We start from the raw sequence: 14906 nt of genomic DNA, 5'->3' as shown, positions 1-14906 counted from the left end.
GTGGCAGATACCGAAAACGGACTTTACAACATTGCATATAAAAAATTAAAGCAGACGATATATTATGATACAGATCTCATTTTGAAAAAGAAATTTGCAGAGTTCGAAAGTGAAGAACTAGATTGTCTTTTTTCTGATGATAAATTTCATCTGCAGGGCATTTTTAACACATTGGAATCGAAAAAAACCCTGTCTGAAGAACAACGGTCATACATTGATCAGTGGATTGACCAGATTGATTTTTATGTACTACCCAAATCGGTGTCTCCATTTTCATCCAAGGAAGAGATGAAAAAACGCGAAAAAAAGGAGGAAACTGAGGTTTCTAATGTTGTTTCATCTGAAACATACTATTGGCATGGAGTAAATTACCATAGTAATATTCCAATACCACTAATGTTACTGGACGTACTCTGGATAATGAAAGTCGGAGTATATCTCGATGAAAAACTCAGTGACCATTGTTTTGGAAATAGAGTTCATGAAATTCTCCATGAGAGAAAAGAACGTGATGCAAGCGGTCATCTCATGAAGATGTATGCCAAGCAGTATACTGCATGGAGAAACAATGCCATGAAATGTGCTGTTGAGGCTGTCGAAAAGGATGATATTGTAGATATACTGACTTTGGATTTTACACAATTTTTCTATCACATCGAGGGTGATTTTGGGGAGATCAGAGAGTTTTTGCAAGAGTTAAAAAACAGTCCGAAATTTAAGGGAAATTATCGTGTTGCATCCATATTAACTGATATTTTGGAGAAAATTCATGAAAAATATTATGATAAAATAAGTATCTACACGGATGTAACCCATGTCACGATTAAAGAACATGGTCTGAGACATGTTCTTCCTATTGGCATGTACTCATCAGGAATTCTTGCGAACTGGCATTTAAAATGGTTTGATAAAAAAGTCCTGGAATGCATTCGACCACGTTATTATGGGAGATATGTGGATGACTGCATTTTTGTTCTGGCAGAACCGAGATGTGGTGGAGATGCGGCTTCATCTGTTTCCAATGATTGCTCAAAACGAAATATTTTAGAGAAATTATTTGTGGATGCTGGAATTTTATCTGATTTTAGTGGAGGGTCTGTCCAGTGCGATTTGAAATGGAGACGACTTCCTGATTTAGAAAATGGTAAAGATATCGTTTATCGACTCTGTGACCTCAGATTTGAAATTCCCAGAATTACTGTGCAGAATGACAAGGTTATGCTCTATCATGTCGATCCTGATCATTCTACTGCAATACTGCGGCTATTCCTGAAAAAAATTCAGGAAAATGCCAGTGTCTTCCAGTATCTTCCTAAAGAGTCGGTCTTAGAAAGTCAGGATACCGGGATGCATCAACTGGTGTTTGCTGATGGATCCACCCATAAACTAAGAAATCTGAAGAAATTGATGGTGGACAATTCGAAGTTTTCCATTACTCTCTCAAAACAGTTGTCCCATATTTCTCTTTGTAGTAAACCTATTCCAAAGATTGATGAGTTTACCAAAAACATGTTCCGAGACCTTCGCGGAAACAATTATCTTACCTATACCCGCGTATGGGAAAAGGTGTTTTGTTTACTCCTTTTCTCAAAAAAGGAGGAGCAGATCCAGGAAGCCTGTAAGATGTACGATGAGTTACTCGGGCAGATTTCCCGTTTGGAATGTGCATATGATTTTGGCAACAAAAAATCTCGTTCAAAAAATGAAAACAATCTGTTTGGTGAGTTAAAGAAACGCTTGTTATCAACATTAATACAATATCTCAAACTCTCGGTTGCAATTCCCTTATCTCTATTTTCAGAAAAGGATAGAAAAGAACGAGCAGGGCGTTTTTCTGATATTTCGGAGCTATATTCTCCGAAAAATATCAATTCAATTGACATCAATGGGCTTAATGCATTGGCAGATAGATTCCGTTCTACCAATTTGTTTCCCCAGCAGTATGTGATTTATCCTCTTCTGAACTATCTGAAGGAGTATGATGGTGATCTTCTTGATATTGACGTGTTCAACACTGATCTGCTAAAGAATCCTGAACTTGACGCTGGTAAATTAGATCTCTCTCCAAGATTCATTCATTTATATGAGTATCAGTTGTTCTATGCGTTATCCTCTCTCAAAACAGAGCATAATTTAACTGATTGTCCTGCTGGTAACCCGAATGCCTTCGATTGCGAAGAGTTGAAATGCTGTTATATGCAGAAAGCAAATCATGAATTTCTACTTAAAACATTTAAGGGTTGGGCGGATTCGTCTTTTTCCAATGTAAAGATCAGTTCTTTGCCATCTGTACAGTTTACTGATATGAAGGTTGTACATCCCACAAAAATTACCATTACATCAGATGATTCACGGGATCCAAAGATGAAGGGTAAGATTCGCATTGGTCTTGCCAATCTTCGTATTTCCGAAGAACGATATGAAAAGTGTCATGCTCCTCAGGAATTGGCTCCTGATATCTCTCTAGAACGCTGGCTGGAGATATCACGCGTGTTAAATGCGGCAGTTGATGATAAGTGCGATCTCGTTATTTTTCCGGAATGTGCAATTCCCCACTACTGGCTCCCAAAGTTAGCACAGTGGTCAAAACAGCATCAAATTGGTTTGATATTTGGTTTAGAGTACGTGTTTGATTGTCAGGCCCCTCACTCTTTGTCTCTCGATAAAACGAATGAGAACCGGTGTATTGCCTTTAATCTGACTGCAGCACTGCTACCATTCCAAGTGAAAAATTTGTATAAATCCTGTTGTGTATCCCTAAGAGTGAAGAATCATTATGCTCCGGGGGAGATATTCCAGTTAGAAAATTATGGTTATTCTCTTCCGAATCTGAATTCTCATGTATATCATCTCTATAAGTGGAGAAAAGCTCAGTTTACAGTGTACAACTGTTTTGAGCTTGCAGATATTCAGCATCGGGCATTGTTCCGTTCAGAACTTGATTACCTTATTGCCTGTTCGTTCAATAAGGATATCCACTATTTTATGGACATTCTGGACTCTGTCGTGAGGGATGTTCATTGTTACGTGGTGTATTCGAACACGTCAGAGTTTGGATGTTCGCGTATTCTTCGGCCAACAAAACATGAACTGAAAAATATGATGCAGGTTGGCGGTGGGGTGAATTGTACGCTTCTTGCCGGCGATCTGGATATTGAAGCTTTGGCAAAGTTCCAGTCTCATGGGTATGATAAAACAGATGATTCTTTTAAGGCGCTGCCTCCAGGTTTCAACTCCGCAAAAGTGGTCATGCGCCATAAACATAACTAGAGAATATCAGAACAATCCATGTCTTGCAATTTAACTCAAATTGCGGTCTATTTCCGGGTCGAATTGATCGTAATTAAATTGTTTGTTACAATAAACAGGATAAATAGATATTCTTAATTATTCTTTTTCCAGGCATCGTTTTCTTATTTCCGGGAGAGTATGATAGATTTCGTCATCAATCGTTTGGCCCCAGTATTCCAAACCAGATATTTCCCAACCAAACAATTCATATTCAGTATATACGCCGATTAGATTCAGGTATTCATGCAGATTGTTCTGTTCCTGTTGCATTGCGTTGAAGACTGCATGTACTGCATATGCATCGGTCAGAGCTGAGTGCGTGTTCTGTACATTTTGAAGTTCATAATATTTTATGGCATCAGACAATTTGTTTGGGTAGGATTTTCGATCTCGAAATACAGTCAGTGTGTCAATTATTCCCCATCCCTCCGGTAAGGAATGTCCGTTTCGTTTTAGAAATTCCTGAAGAAAACAGAGATCAAATTGAGCATTATGGGCAATAAATAGTACTCGATTCATCTTTTGGATCATGGCAACAAAAGAAGCAGCTGCTTCTTGTTCAGTCACTCCTTCTCTCTGCAAAAAATCTCGCGTAATTCCCGTGAGTTCGATGGTTTTCTGAGATAGGGGAAGGGCAACTGGAAGTTGGATATATGTATTGAGTTTTGTTTGTATTCCCTGTTCATCTACTGAGATTGCGGCTAACTCAATTATTCTGTCATTTTTTGGGTCTAACCCAGATGTTTCCGTGTCAAGTGCGATTATGTGAGTAAATTTATCCCATAAAGGTGATGAAATCATGGTTGTTACGTGTATGTATTGTTTAGAGAAGGATTAAAGTTGCGTGTATTCGTCTATTCTTGATCGTGTTCTACCCTGGACACTTTTCATCTATCGATTTCCAGTTCTGCTCATATGATGTAGAGGATTTTTCTTTCTATTCTCAAAAGAATATGAAAACGCATATCCCTACACCATCCTCCGAAACCGCACCCCCATCCTCTCCCCTATCCTCCGTACCTCAATCACCCCGAGAGCCTCCATACACCTCATATCAGAACACCCCTCACTCCTCCTCGACGATCGGGGAAACACCACATACCGCTCCGCATACGCACTCAGAAAATCCGGACACTCCCAAAACATCCTGCCGGTGAACCGTACATACTCAAAAAAACAGCGTGAACCAAGCAGCTGGCTTGCAACCCCGTGCAGGGACGCATACTTCATCGACCCCTTCAGTTCGATGAAGACAACCCATCTCTCCTTCTCTCCGGCGCAGATAAGAATGTAGTCCGAACGTTTCGCCTCACCCCTGCTGCTTTGAAAACATCTGCCGGTACATGGAACAGCATCGGATTTTACCGCGATCGTATGCGGAAGCAGGCCGGTAATCGTAACACAGGTGTTTGGATTGTCCGGATCGGTGAGTTTTATACGGGGCTTACCGTCGGTACCGGTGTCCGGTTCAAGGATCATCTCAGGAACGAGCATCTCCCGAAGAATCCTGAGGTCTTCTTCGGGAGTGCCCATTGATTTCGACATTTTACAGAAAAGATATCCTTTCCTCTATCCGGCATTCTGTTTTACATATCGGAGATCAATGGAAAGAACATCCAGATCTGACATTCCGATGATTGAAGGATTGAGGATGGTCTTCAGTGTATGTTTTCCGTCCGAAAGGGAGTACGGCATGACAAAAACCGAATTTTTTGCAGTGTAAGTTTGTTCATCCGTTTTTTCCCAAGTGAAGTCAAAACCGGTTTTCTGTACAGATACCAAAGGAGAACTGAGTTCATACACCACATTACCGGACTGATCATCATAAAAAACGAGGGTTGATTGGAGAGTAAAAATTCCGGCAAAAGAGGTGGAGCCAAACCATGTTCCTATCACCGGTTCTGGAGTGTTTTTCTGTTCCAAAAAATCGAAGGTTGTATGATTTTCCGCACCCCAAGGCACAAGGAAGAGGGTGAGGAGAACACCGCAACAAAGTCCGAGAAGGATACATGTTGCGGCAACAGCAACGCTTTTTCCATCAATCTGCATAGTAATGTATAACCCTTTTAGATGATCTGATGGTAAGTATCTTTTCGCTTGGTGTCCATGTAGAACGGCAGATAAACAAGACCGAACTCTTTGAATTCAAAGGTGTAGTCTATCCACTGCAATGTTCCTGAGACGTCGAACTCATTTTTGAGAAAAATGAACTCGGCATGCTGGAATGCAGTATTCTCATCGATAAAGACGGGAAGTTTTTCAAAATCATCCCGATAACTGTCCTCCAGGTTGGAAGAGCCAGGAGGAGTGTTGAGAGAGTAGTGTTTGCTGAGTTCATCCACGTCGTCGTCCGGGAGTTGTGCGGCACAGACGTACATCGCACAATCGCCGCTTAGGAGTTTCTGTCCGGAAAACAGTCTCCAAAGTCCGCCTCCCTGAATCTTCCGATCACGTACATTGATGAATACGTTAAATCCCCAGAATGGAAGAAATATCAGTCTTCCCTTCTTGGGATCAAGCCCACTGGGTTTTACCAGCTGGGTTGGGACAGAGTACACGTCATGTGTATCGCGGGAGACGCCTACATAATGGTTGTTGGGACACTCCAGTACCACACCAAAACCTGTTTCCCCTGTTATCTCATGTCCGCATTCCGGGCAGGAAAGTGCTTTTAGTGCCATTTATCTCACCTCATTGGATGTTTTTGATTCGGTTTTCTGATTGCCGGTGGTGATCTCTGATCCGTACTGAAGAATGTGCAGACTCTTCTTGTGAAGGCTGCGACCAATAAGGATTAGAATAGCTGCCACTACCGCTGTTAGGATAAATCCAAGGAGAAGTTCGCTATCGGAGGTAAGAAGGAATAATAAATAGTCATCCAATAGCGAATACCACCATATCATCGTAATCAGCTCAGATGCGAGAATACCAATTCCTGTGCCGATCAGTGTACTTCCAATCCCAAAGCGAATACTGAAGTTTGTGGCCTGTTGTCCTTTATCCCCTGGTTTTGTACCAGCATCAACATTTCCGGTATGACCATTAAGGACAACCGAGTACTCACGTCCATGATATTTGTAACGGACAATAACATACGGGAGGTATATCAGTTTGAAGGTCTTCAGTTTGGGAAATATTCTGAGAAACGTTACGTTGCTTATCCCTGAACCTGCATCATCTTGTGCGGTATCGATGACTGCGTCTGTACTGGCCTTCTTTGCATCAGATTCGGATATGGTTACCGGTACAAGGGAAATTTGTTCCTGAATCTCAAACAACGGAACTACAGGGACCGATGTGTCATAGGTTTGAACTCCGTATTCAGAACCATCACAGGCGATGTCGTCCCATGTATAGTTTTTTTTGTACATACGCTTAAGAAACTCGTATCTCTGGTTTCCTTTATTGTCTTTGTACACATTGTATCCGCAGACAACTGTCCGTGTTTCTGTCTTGGTTTTCCAAAATGGAAGATACATGGTTTTGACACTGGCAAGTTCCGCTGAGGTTGTCAGATCTCGTGCTCCTCCTTCTTTGAACCATTGGTTTACTCTGTCCCATGCATCCTTTTCCAGAATTTTTGCTTTGGCAACATACTTTTCTAATCCATAAAAATTCGTAGAAACATAGGCTTTGTGACAGCTTTCGCAATACACAACAGGCTCTTTTTCGTTCAGTACCAGTTTCGAACCGCAGTTTGTACAGAAATAACCTTCAACGTTGCTGTTCATATCAGTCGATGCTGATCGGACTACATCGGTATTCATGCTTCAGCCTCCGTGTTTTCCTCATAGGAACGATTTTTTTCCAGTTCATCAAGAAGAACCGAACCATCCCGATGGGAGAAGTAGGTCACGCCAATGATGGATCCTAAGAATATAATCAAGGATACAATGTTCTGCAGTGCAAACCATGGATTCACATCCAGAATGTATGACATATTCAGCCAACCATTCACATAACTAAAGACTGTACTCTGGAATAAACCTATAATTCCAGCGACAATTCCGCATAATATCCCTATATAGAGATATTTTTTAGTACACTCACGGTAAATGTCGTCCGTGGCTTTAGGAAAGGCATCTGTATAAACTGTACCGGTCACTCCGTTGATAAGCAGGGAATAGGACATGCCGTCGTATTTGTACTGAAGGTGATATACCGGTACAAATATCACAGCCTGTTCTTTGGGTTTGCCCATGTACTCGGTTAGCAGAACATTCATGTCTCTATCCGGCATAATGGCCTGTGCATCCAGAATTCCTCCTTCGTAGAAGAGCAGTTCCCCGGGAGGGATTGTATCAATGTGGAGATCCTGATTTACTGAATTGTTCTCACTGAGAGAAAAAATGGATACCTGTTCCATTCCATTCAGAATACGAACAATCTTTCCGACGGGAAGATAATACTTGTTCCATTGTTTGTCGGTACATTTTACCAGAAGATCATGGATTTTATCCGATGATGCAGCCCATTTTTTGAACACATCATTTGCACGCTGATCGTTGATCGTAAAGGGCATGGTGTACAGATACAGGGTATCTGCTTTGTTCAGACTGGTGATCGTTCCACAGTACGGACAGGTAAACTGATCTGCTGCATGGGTAAATTCGAAGGTTTTTCTGCACTTGGGACAATCTATTTGCATGTTTTTATCTCCGTTTATTGCTCAAAGGAACATCTTTTCGCTTAGTATCCACCGTTGATTTTAACAGCTGTGTGATATGCGTCATATATGTTCCAGATCCACCAGATAAAATAAACAATAAACAAGAGTCCGAGGGTTATCACAGACAGGAAGGCGAGAATAACAGTCAGAATAAAATATCCAATCCCTTTGAGTATCTGTCCGTTGTACACCTGACCGAGTCCCGGAATAAAAAATGATAATATGAGGGCCAGAAACGGACTTTTGTGACGATATCCACCTGACGAGCTGCTTCCGGATGAACCTCCGGAGAATGAATCTGATTTAATAATTGGCATTGTATTTTACCTCCTTAGGCTAATTTTTCCCCGCAGTACGGGCAGAACGCCACATTTGCAGGAACTTCCTTACTGCAGGAAGAACATGTTCGAACAGTTGATGTACCACATGTCGGGCAGAATTTTGCTCCGAAAAGTAGGTTTCCGCCGCATTTGCCGCACTTTTCCGTAGGTTGCCCCATAGGGAAACCCGACTGCATCTGCTGTTGCTGCTGCATCTGGTTCATCATGGACATTGCCATCATGGTTCCCATTGCATCAATTCCCCCGCTTCCGCTGTTGCCTGTTGAGGCTCCTGCGGCCATTCCCTCCAGAACTTTGTTCTGATTGAGCATCTGCTGCATCTGAATACCACCGGTATTGGCTTTGGCATACTGGTTGCTGCCGCGTGATGCAAAGGAACCGGCGGTAACGTTGGCACGGTTCATCTCCTCGTACTCTTTGTCAGGTTTGGCTTCGAAGTTGTTGATGTCAACAATGTGGATTCCATACCGTTCCATACAGGATTTGTCTGATGCTGCGGAGAATGCGTTTGCCAGTTTGATACTTTCCCGTTTGATGGAAAAGACTGACATTACCCGTTTTCCGTTTTCATCCACTCGTTCCAGTTCCGTCGCAAGAACCGTGCCGATCTGTAGTTCGGTGTCTTTGTTCAGCCGTTCCACTATTTCTCTTTTGGAGATGTCCGCATTGAAACCAAATGCATCAAATAAGAGCTGTAGCGAGATCTCCTCAGAATTTACCTTGAACGAGTATGAGTAGTGTACATGAATATTGACAAAGGCGTCATCATCATCGATCGTCGGATCTCTGATCTGGGCTGAACCGCCGTACTTGTCCATAAATCGCTGGGTATTGACCCAGTACACATCAATCTGACTGACTGCTCCGGTGATTGCTTTGATAATGTTCCGGTCGATGCTTCCCTTGAAATCGACCACATCAACCACAACAAAACCGACTGTAGACTCCAGAACCTCAGGCTCGTCACCCATCTCCAGAACGAACGTGCCAAACCCACAGCCCTCAGTCCTGACGTTGTCCGAACCATCCGCCGGCTCTATGCCGCAGGCGGGGTAACTCAGGAACGACTCGCGGTTCAGTTCGGTATCTCCCGTCATTCCGTCTCCCGCATCACCCGCCGGGCAACCTACGCCGAGGTGGAGACTGATGACTGAGTGGACCTATCATCTCACCGGCTACTGTTGTCCGCTCTGCGGCACCGCGTTTACGTTCTCTGACTGGACGGATGGTCCGTCCCCTGACCATCCCCCGATTCTCCTCTGTCCGGACTGCGGCGGTCCGACGCTCCGCGCCGGAGCTGAGGAACGTACTGCAATCACCGAATATCTTGCCCGAAAAAAACAGGTTCGACAGATCATCGCTGAACGCACCGCAGAAACCATCAGCCTGAGGGATGGAGTATGACAAAAGTTCCCATCAATCCTGGTATTCTTTTCGCGGAAAAGATCGGAATTTTTTATCCTGAGCCATGCGATCCTTTTGAAAATGCAATCTGGGCGGCAGAGTTTGCCGAGGTGTTTCGGCAGCTTGCCGAAAGGTTTGAGGAACAGCATGCAGCAGTAATCGATCGGATCTGTATCGAAGGTCTGACCTCTGTTCACTACACGATCGAAACGCCGTATACGTTCACCCGCATGGTTGACACCGGTAAACTCAGGCGAGATCTTCCGGAAGTGTTTGAAAAAATTGTTTTCATCCGGTCCTGCGATGCGGAGAAGATTCTCGGACGAAGGCATCTGTATGATCTTGCGAAAGCTGCGTCTCCGGATCGGGTTATTGCGTTTGAACAGGTGAATCTTGGGGATCTCCGGCAGGTTCTTGCTGAAGGCGAGATTCCTGCGTATATCAGTGTCGTGAAAAAACCGCAGCTGCCGATGATTGTTCCTCTGGGGGAAACCCGGTGAGATGGTATCTGTATCCTGATCTTGCCAGTCGGGAGAGGCTTCTCCGGCTGGTTGTTGAGGAGAAACTGACCGTTAGAGAGATTGCTGAGAGGCTTGGATGCGGCAAGACATCTGTTGTTTCTGCTCTGCGCAATCATCGGATTGCCCGACCTTATGTGGCGGATGTTCCTGAGGAGGTGAGGCGAAAACTTCGGATGTTTTGATTCTAAATTAGAAGCTAAGACAAAATTTAGCTTTATTATTTTTCATTGTCTATAGTTATCTGAGTGATGCGGCACGATACAAATACGCCCGCATTCTCATGGATACGATAGAATATGCCACTCGATTTCACCCAGACTTCTGTTGTGAAGGCTGCAAGACGCAGTTTCACTGTACCGATCACTACTGCTTCTGCATTTGATGCGAATATTGCTGCGCTGAAGGCGACCGATAATCCGCTGGGCGCAACTGCCTACCAGACCGCCGGCGAGACTATCGACGGCGTCAGTGTTGCGAATGAGTATTACAAGGCAACTATTGCTTACCTTTCTCCCCTCGGCGAGGTAATCGGTAGTATTGTTGTTGATGCTCCGACCCGTGCTGTTTACGATGCGGTTGTTGCCCACATTCTTGCAGATACTGCCCTCACTGCAAAGTTCGGCGAGAGCGCAGTTGCTGACCGCGACAATACTAAGGATTCCTGGAATGTTCGTCTTAAGATTCATGATCCGACCGGTGAGATTTATTTCCTCAGTTTCACCAGAAAGGATCTGAAGATCAGTTCTTATGAGAGCGATGCGATTCTCGCTAAGGTTGATGCGTGGGCGGATACACAAAACAGCCTCAACTAACCGCCCCGCTTCAATCCTAATGTGGGGGGTTTACCGCCGGAGGCGGTAAACCCCCACAGGATTAAACCGGCTCGGCATCTCTCGCTTCGCTCGGTTAATCACGGTTGATTGGAAATATTTGAAAAATACTAAAAAGGAGAAACATCATGGACACCATTACTACTATCCTCATTATCGGCATTGCCGCACAGGGCATTACCGGCGCCGTCCTCATTCTCGCCGGCCCTATTTACGCATGGAACGACCGGTGGCTTGACCGGACTCATCGGGCAACTGCTGGGGAAGATCGGGAGTAAACAACTCCCGGTACTATTTTTCGTAAGATCTCTTTTCCCGTTCCACTACTGCCTTCGAGCGTAGCGAGTCATGCCGAGCTGGTTTGATTCTGCGGAACTGCCCCGCCCGATTCCGGGCGGATGCAGTTTCGCATTAGAATCAAAGCAGGGCGGGCGACTGCTGGGGAAGATCGGGAGTAAACAACTCCCGGTACTATTTTTCGTAAGATCTCTTTTCCCGTTCCACTACTGCCTTCGAGCGTAGCGAGTCATGCCGAGCCGGTTTGATTCTGCGGAACTGCCCCGCCCGATTCCGGGCGGATGCTGTTTCGCATTAGAATCAAAGCGGGGCGGGTGACTGCTGGGGAAGATCGGGAGTAAACAACTCCCGGAACTATTTTTCGTAAAATTCATTTTTCTCGTTCAACCGCGATTAACCGAGCATGACGCGGGAGCGGCATGCGACTGATGCCGAGCCGGTTTGATTCTGTGGGGGTTCGCCGCCGCAGGTGGTGAACCTAATCGGTGACACGACTGCACATGCTGGACGGCGCCAGTCGGGCGCCGCCTGAGGTGGCTGGATAATTTCAATTCGTTCTGTATTAATACTTTCAACAATGGCGGCGCCCGACTGGCGCCGTCCAGCGTTTGCCGGAGCGGTTGCGATAGCAACGAGCCCGCCGGAATCCGGCGGGATGAGAGCGACGATTAGCAAACGCGATTTGCGGAGCGAGCATCAGCGAGCGAGATTTGCGTGGATTTGCGGTTTCCTTTTCTCATCATGCCCATTCGCCACTTATCCACTTACTTTTTTCCGAAAAAAATCGACTAAATCTTTTCTCATCATGCCCATTCGCCACTTATCCACTTACTTTTTTCCGAAAAAAATCGACTAAATCTTTTCTCATCATGCCCATTCGCCACTTATCCATTTACTTTTTTTCCGAAAAAAACGAACTAAATCTTTTCTGTGATACCACAACCCCACAAAACACATTTTTTCAAACCAGATCCATCAGCTCCCCGTACCCCTCCTCCTCCATTCTCTCATACGGCACGAACCTCAATGACGACCCGTTTATGCAAAACCTCACTCCTGAAGGAGACTCCTCATCACCTCCAAACACATGCCCCAGATGCGAATCTCCTGTCCTGCTCCGCACCTCAGTCCGGCGCATCCCATGCGACCGGTCCTCGGAAAACACCATCGTGTTTCGATCAACCGGCTCTGAAAACGCCGGCCACCCGCAGGAACTCTGATACTTATCTCTCGAGGAAAACAACGGCTCGCCGGTAACCGCGTCCACATACAATCCCCGCCGCACCTCAGTCGTCAGCGGATGCGAATGCGGCAGATCGGTTGCCCCTTCCTGGGTCACGGAAAACTCCTGAGACGAAAGCCGGCGCGAAATCTCCGCATCACTTGGCCGCGGGTACTGCTGTGGATCCACCCGCATCGATCCTGCATAGGAAAACAACTCTCTTGGAATATGACAGTACCCGCCTTCGTGCTTCTCCAGATACCGCTGATGAAACTCTTCTGCCGGATAAAAATTCAGCAGCGGCAAAATCTCCACATAAAACGCAGAATGCCTCCGCCGTTCAACATCTGTCGCACGCCTGACAACAACTGCCGACTCCTCATCACTATAATAGATGCCTGAACGGTACTGCGTTCCCCGGTCATTTCCCTGACCGCCTGAATCTGTCGGATCAATCGCCCGGAAAAACAGAAACACCAGTGCCGGCAGGCTCACTCTGGCAGGGTTGTAGACAACCTTCACCGTCTCGGAAAATCCTGTTCTCCCTGAACACACCTCCTCATACGATGGAGCAGGCCCGCTTCTGCCGTTCGCATACCCGGATACCGCATCAACAACTCCTTGGACTGAACGCATCAGCTCCTCAACACCCCAGAAACATCCGCCTGCAAAATAAATTTCCCTGAATGCTTCGCTTCCCTCATCCATCTGCTGCATAGCAAACTCTACGCGAACGCAGACAATAAAAGATCGGATAGAGACAAATCAGTCCTTCTTACCTGAAGCAACTCTTCGTCTCTTACTGGAATCACTCTCGCCGAGAAAATTATCCGGTGTCGCAACACTGTGTCCAAGCTCCCGTTCCGTCTCCGTCCTGGCAACACCTGCAACCCTTCCGCCGCGGCGTGCAACCTCGCGACTCTTCGGAAAACTCTCCGGCTGCTCCTTTTGCGAGATTTCCGTCGTCACCCGCTCGCCAAGCATCGTAAAAATCAACTCCAGATCCGTCATATGATCCCGAAGATTCTCATTCTTTTTCGCAAGCCCCTTCAATGATCGGTATTCTGCCGGTGTCATCCCAAACGTTGCCTTTGAAATTTCTGCCGTGAGAATAGCAAACTCCCTGTCCGACGAAATACCTCTCTCCTGCCACTCATCAGTAAGATTCTGACGTATCGCCATTCCCCGAAGACGTTTATCAATCCAGTCTTTTGGATAACCCTTCTCCTCATACAGAACCTTCATCCGTTCCTGGGCAAGTTCAGGATTTTCAATCTCCTGCAACCGCTCATACCCGACCTGTGCCAGCCAGAGCTTCAGCGGCTCAGCTTTCGGTGAAGGAATCGACTGAACCAGACGGAAAATATGCCGGGCATTTCCCGCAAGAATTTTTCGCATCTTTCCGCTCTCGGTGACCATAGCTACCTTGGGACAATTTGTCCCAAGGTAGCTTTTTAGTTCAGGATCCCGTTTTTTCAATTTCCGCAGATAATCGGTGGGATCTGCTGAATTCGTCAGCACCTCAACAATATCCACCAGAGAAAAGTACCAGAGTTCCTCCTCCTCATTCCATGTTGACCGGATCGTCTTCTCCTGAAACAACTTAATAGAAGAGCCAGGCCTCATTTCAGATCAGAACTCCGGAACTCATTATCCAGAATATAGGAAACACAACCACATAAAACATCCCGCACAAATCGGTTTTTCCCATAAATTCGTTTATGGGTAAACACTGTTCGGTGTTGTTCGTTGCTCCGCCCACGGAAAAGCAAAACACACGGAAATCTCACAGAAAAAAAAACATCACGGAGCAGACGTGAACACCACGGAATTGGAAAATACTTAACTTCCGTGATGTTCTCGTCTACTCCGTGATGTTTTTTCCGTGCCTATTCCGTGCTTTCCGCTTTTCCGTGGGCGACTCCGAAATAATAGTACAACGCCCGAACAAACCCCCAGCATTAAGACAACTCACACCAAATAATTATCATTTATGCCCTTCGTTGATCCGATAACCTACATCGTCGCCTTCGGTGCGATTGTCGTCTCCTTCCTCTGGCTTAGAGACACCCGCATCTTTGTCAGGACCGGAATTGAAGGATACCGCAAGGCCGCCTACCAGGGAGTACTCTTCACCGGACTCGGCTGGTTTGCCGCAGCCCTTGCAGGATTCTCCGACAACACCTTCCTCTACCTCGCCTGCGGATTCATATTGCTTGCAATGTACCTGCAGTCCAGAATCACCCGAGGCAACGTATGGAAAGGAGACGAATCAGCATGGCAGAGATTTACCGGAGCCGCCCCCCGACGCGTTCCTGAGAGGAAATAAAA

The 14906-nt window shown here is 45.6% G+C and carries 19 protein-coding genes; 8 read left to right on the top strand and 11 right to left on the bottom strand.

The features are described 5' to 3' along the window. Complete coding sequence (locus McpCs1_RS04285; protein ID WP_338096024.1) at positions 1-3270, top strand: hypothetical protein; 3270 nt, start codon at positions 1-3, stop codon at positions 3268-3270. Between the two features lie 117 nt (positions 3271-3387). Here the strand turns inward: McpCs1_RS04285 and McpCs1_RS04280 are convergent, their stop codons facing one another. From McpCs1_RS04280 to McpCs1_RS09325, 8 genes are all read right to left on the bottom strand, one after another. Continuing rightward, positions 3388-4092, bottom strand: a complete 705-nt coding sequence (locus tag McpCs1_RS04280) for a 3'-5' exonuclease (RefSeq protein WP_338096023.1) — start codon at positions 4090-4092, stop codon at positions 3388-3390. 168 nt (positions 4093-4260) lie between these two features. Further along, positions 4261-4836, bottom strand: a complete 576-nt coding sequence (locus tag McpCs1_RS04275; protein ID WP_338096022.1) for a hypothetical protein — start codon at positions 4834-4836, stop codon at positions 4261-4263. 24 nt (positions 4837-4860) lie between these two features. Continuing rightward, positions 4861-5340: a hypothetical protein gene (locus tag McpCs1_RS04270; protein ID WP_338096021.1), complete on the bottom strand. Its 480-nt coding sequence runs from the start codon at positions 5338-5340 to the stop codon at positions 4861-4863. Between the two features lie 17 nt (positions 5341-5357). Beyond that, positions 5358-5972, bottom strand: a complete 615-nt coding sequence (locus tag McpCs1_RS04265) for a hypothetical protein (RefSeq protein WP_338096020.1) — start codon at positions 5970-5972, stop codon at positions 5358-5360. After that, a complete protein-coding gene (locus McpCs1_RS04260) occupies positions 5973-7058 on the bottom strand; it encodes a hypothetical protein (protein WP_338096019.1) in 1086 nt (361 codons plus the stop codon). Next, entirely contained in the window at positions 7055-7939 is an 885-nt protein-coding gene (locus McpCs1_RS04255) for a TFIIB-type zinc ribbon-containing protein (RefSeq protein ID WP_338096018.1), read from the bottom strand. Before McpCs1_RS04255 ends, McpCs1_RS04260 begins: the two co-directional genes overlap by 4 nt. A 41-nt stretch (positions 7940-7980) precedes the next feature. Then, a complete protein-coding gene (locus McpCs1_RS04250; protein ID WP_338096017.1) occupies positions 7981-8277 on the bottom strand; it encodes a DUF5683 domain-containing protein in 297 nt (98 codons plus the stop codon). Positions 8278-8291: 14 nt separating this feature from the next. Beyond that, positions 8292-8459, bottom strand: coding sequence for a double zinc ribbon domain-containing protein (locus McpCs1_RS09325; protein WP_420847068.1), 168 nt, complete (start codon positions 8457-8459; stop codon positions 8292-8294). A gap of 666 nt (positions 8460-9125) precedes the next feature. On the opposite strand from McpCs1_RS09325, the gene McpCs1_RS09320 reads away from it, so the two are divergent. From McpCs1_RS09320 to McpCs1_RS04220, 6 genes are all read left to right on the top strand, one after another. Further along, complete coding sequence (locus tag McpCs1_RS09320; RefSeq protein WP_420847067.1) at positions 9126-9455, top strand: HNH endonuclease; 330 nt, start codon at positions 9126-9128, stop codon at positions 9453-9455. Then, entirely contained in the window at positions 9448-9705 is a 258-nt protein-coding gene (locus McpCs1_RS04240) for a hypothetical protein (RefSeq protein WP_338096015.1), read from the top strand. Before McpCs1_RS09320 ends, McpCs1_RS04240 begins: the two co-directional genes overlap by 8 nt. Then, positions 9702-10205, top strand: a complete 504-nt coding sequence (locus McpCs1_RS04235) for a hypothetical protein (RefSeq protein ID WP_338096014.1) — start codon at positions 9702-9704, stop codon at positions 10203-10205. The genes McpCs1_RS04240 and McpCs1_RS04235 overlap by 4 nt, the downstream gene beginning before the upstream one ends. Next, a complete protein-coding gene (locus McpCs1_RS04230; protein ID WP_338096013.1) occupies positions 10202-10408 on the top strand; it encodes a hypothetical protein in 207 nt (68 codons plus the stop codon). The genes McpCs1_RS04235 and McpCs1_RS04230 overlap by 4 nt, the downstream gene beginning before the upstream one ends. 114 nt (positions 10409-10522) lie before the next feature. Further along, complete coding sequence (locus McpCs1_RS04225; protein ID WP_338096012.1) at positions 10523-11038, top strand: hypothetical protein; 516 nt, start codon at positions 10523-10525, stop codon at positions 11036-11038. A 146-nt stretch (positions 11039-11184) separates the two neighbouring features. Next, positions 11185-11334 (top strand): hypothetical protein, encoded by a 150-nt coding sequence (locus tag McpCs1_RS04220; protein WP_338096011.1) that lies wholly within the window; start codon positions 11185-11187, stop codon positions 11332-11334. A gap of 412 nt (positions 11335-11746) precedes the next feature. Here the strand turns inward: McpCs1_RS04220 and McpCs1_RS04215 are convergent, their stop codons facing one another. The 3 genes from McpCs1_RS04215 to McpCs1_RS04205 all read right to left on the bottom strand — a co-directional run bounded on the left by McpCs1_RS04215 (position 11747) and on the right by McpCs1_RS04205 (position 14201). Continuing rightward, positions 11747-12028 carry a hypothetical protein gene (locus tag McpCs1_RS04215; RefSeq protein ID WP_338096010.1) on the bottom strand — a complete coding sequence of 94 codons (282 nt, stop codon included), beginning with the start codon at positions 12026-12028 and terminating at the stop codon, positions 11747-11749. Positions 12029-12314: 286 nt separating this feature from the next. Further along, entirely contained in the window at positions 12315-13292 is a 978-nt protein-coding gene (msrA, locus tag McpCs1_RS04210) for a peptide-methionine (S)-S-oxide reductase MsrA (RefSeq protein ID WP_338096009.1), read from the bottom strand. A gap of 48 nt (positions 13293-13340) precedes the next feature. Next, positions 13341-14201 (bottom strand): BRO family protein, encoded by an 861-nt coding sequence (locus McpCs1_RS04205; RefSeq protein WP_338096008.1) that lies wholly within the window; start codon positions 14199-14201, stop codon positions 13341-13343. A gap of 367 nt (positions 14202-14568) precedes the next feature. Between McpCs1_RS04205 and McpCs1_RS04200 the strand changes: the two genes are divergently transcribed. Beyond that, on the top strand, positions 14569-14904 hold the full coding sequence (locus McpCs1_RS04200) for an ABC transporter permease (protein WP_338096007.1): 336 nt from the start codon (positions 14569-14571) through the stop codon (positions 14902-14904). The last annotated feature ends 2 nt before the right edge of the window (positions 14905-14906 follow it).

The organism is Methanorbis rubei, from assembly GCF_032714495.1.
In the GTDB taxonomy this organism is placed as follows: domain Archaea; phylum Halobacteriota; class Methanomicrobia; order Methanomicrobiales; family Methanocorpusculaceae; genus Methanocorpusculum; species Methanocorpusculum rubei.
The sequence above is the reverse complement of the archived record's forward strand: the minus strand, read 5'-3'. Positions and strand labels throughout refer to the sequence as shown.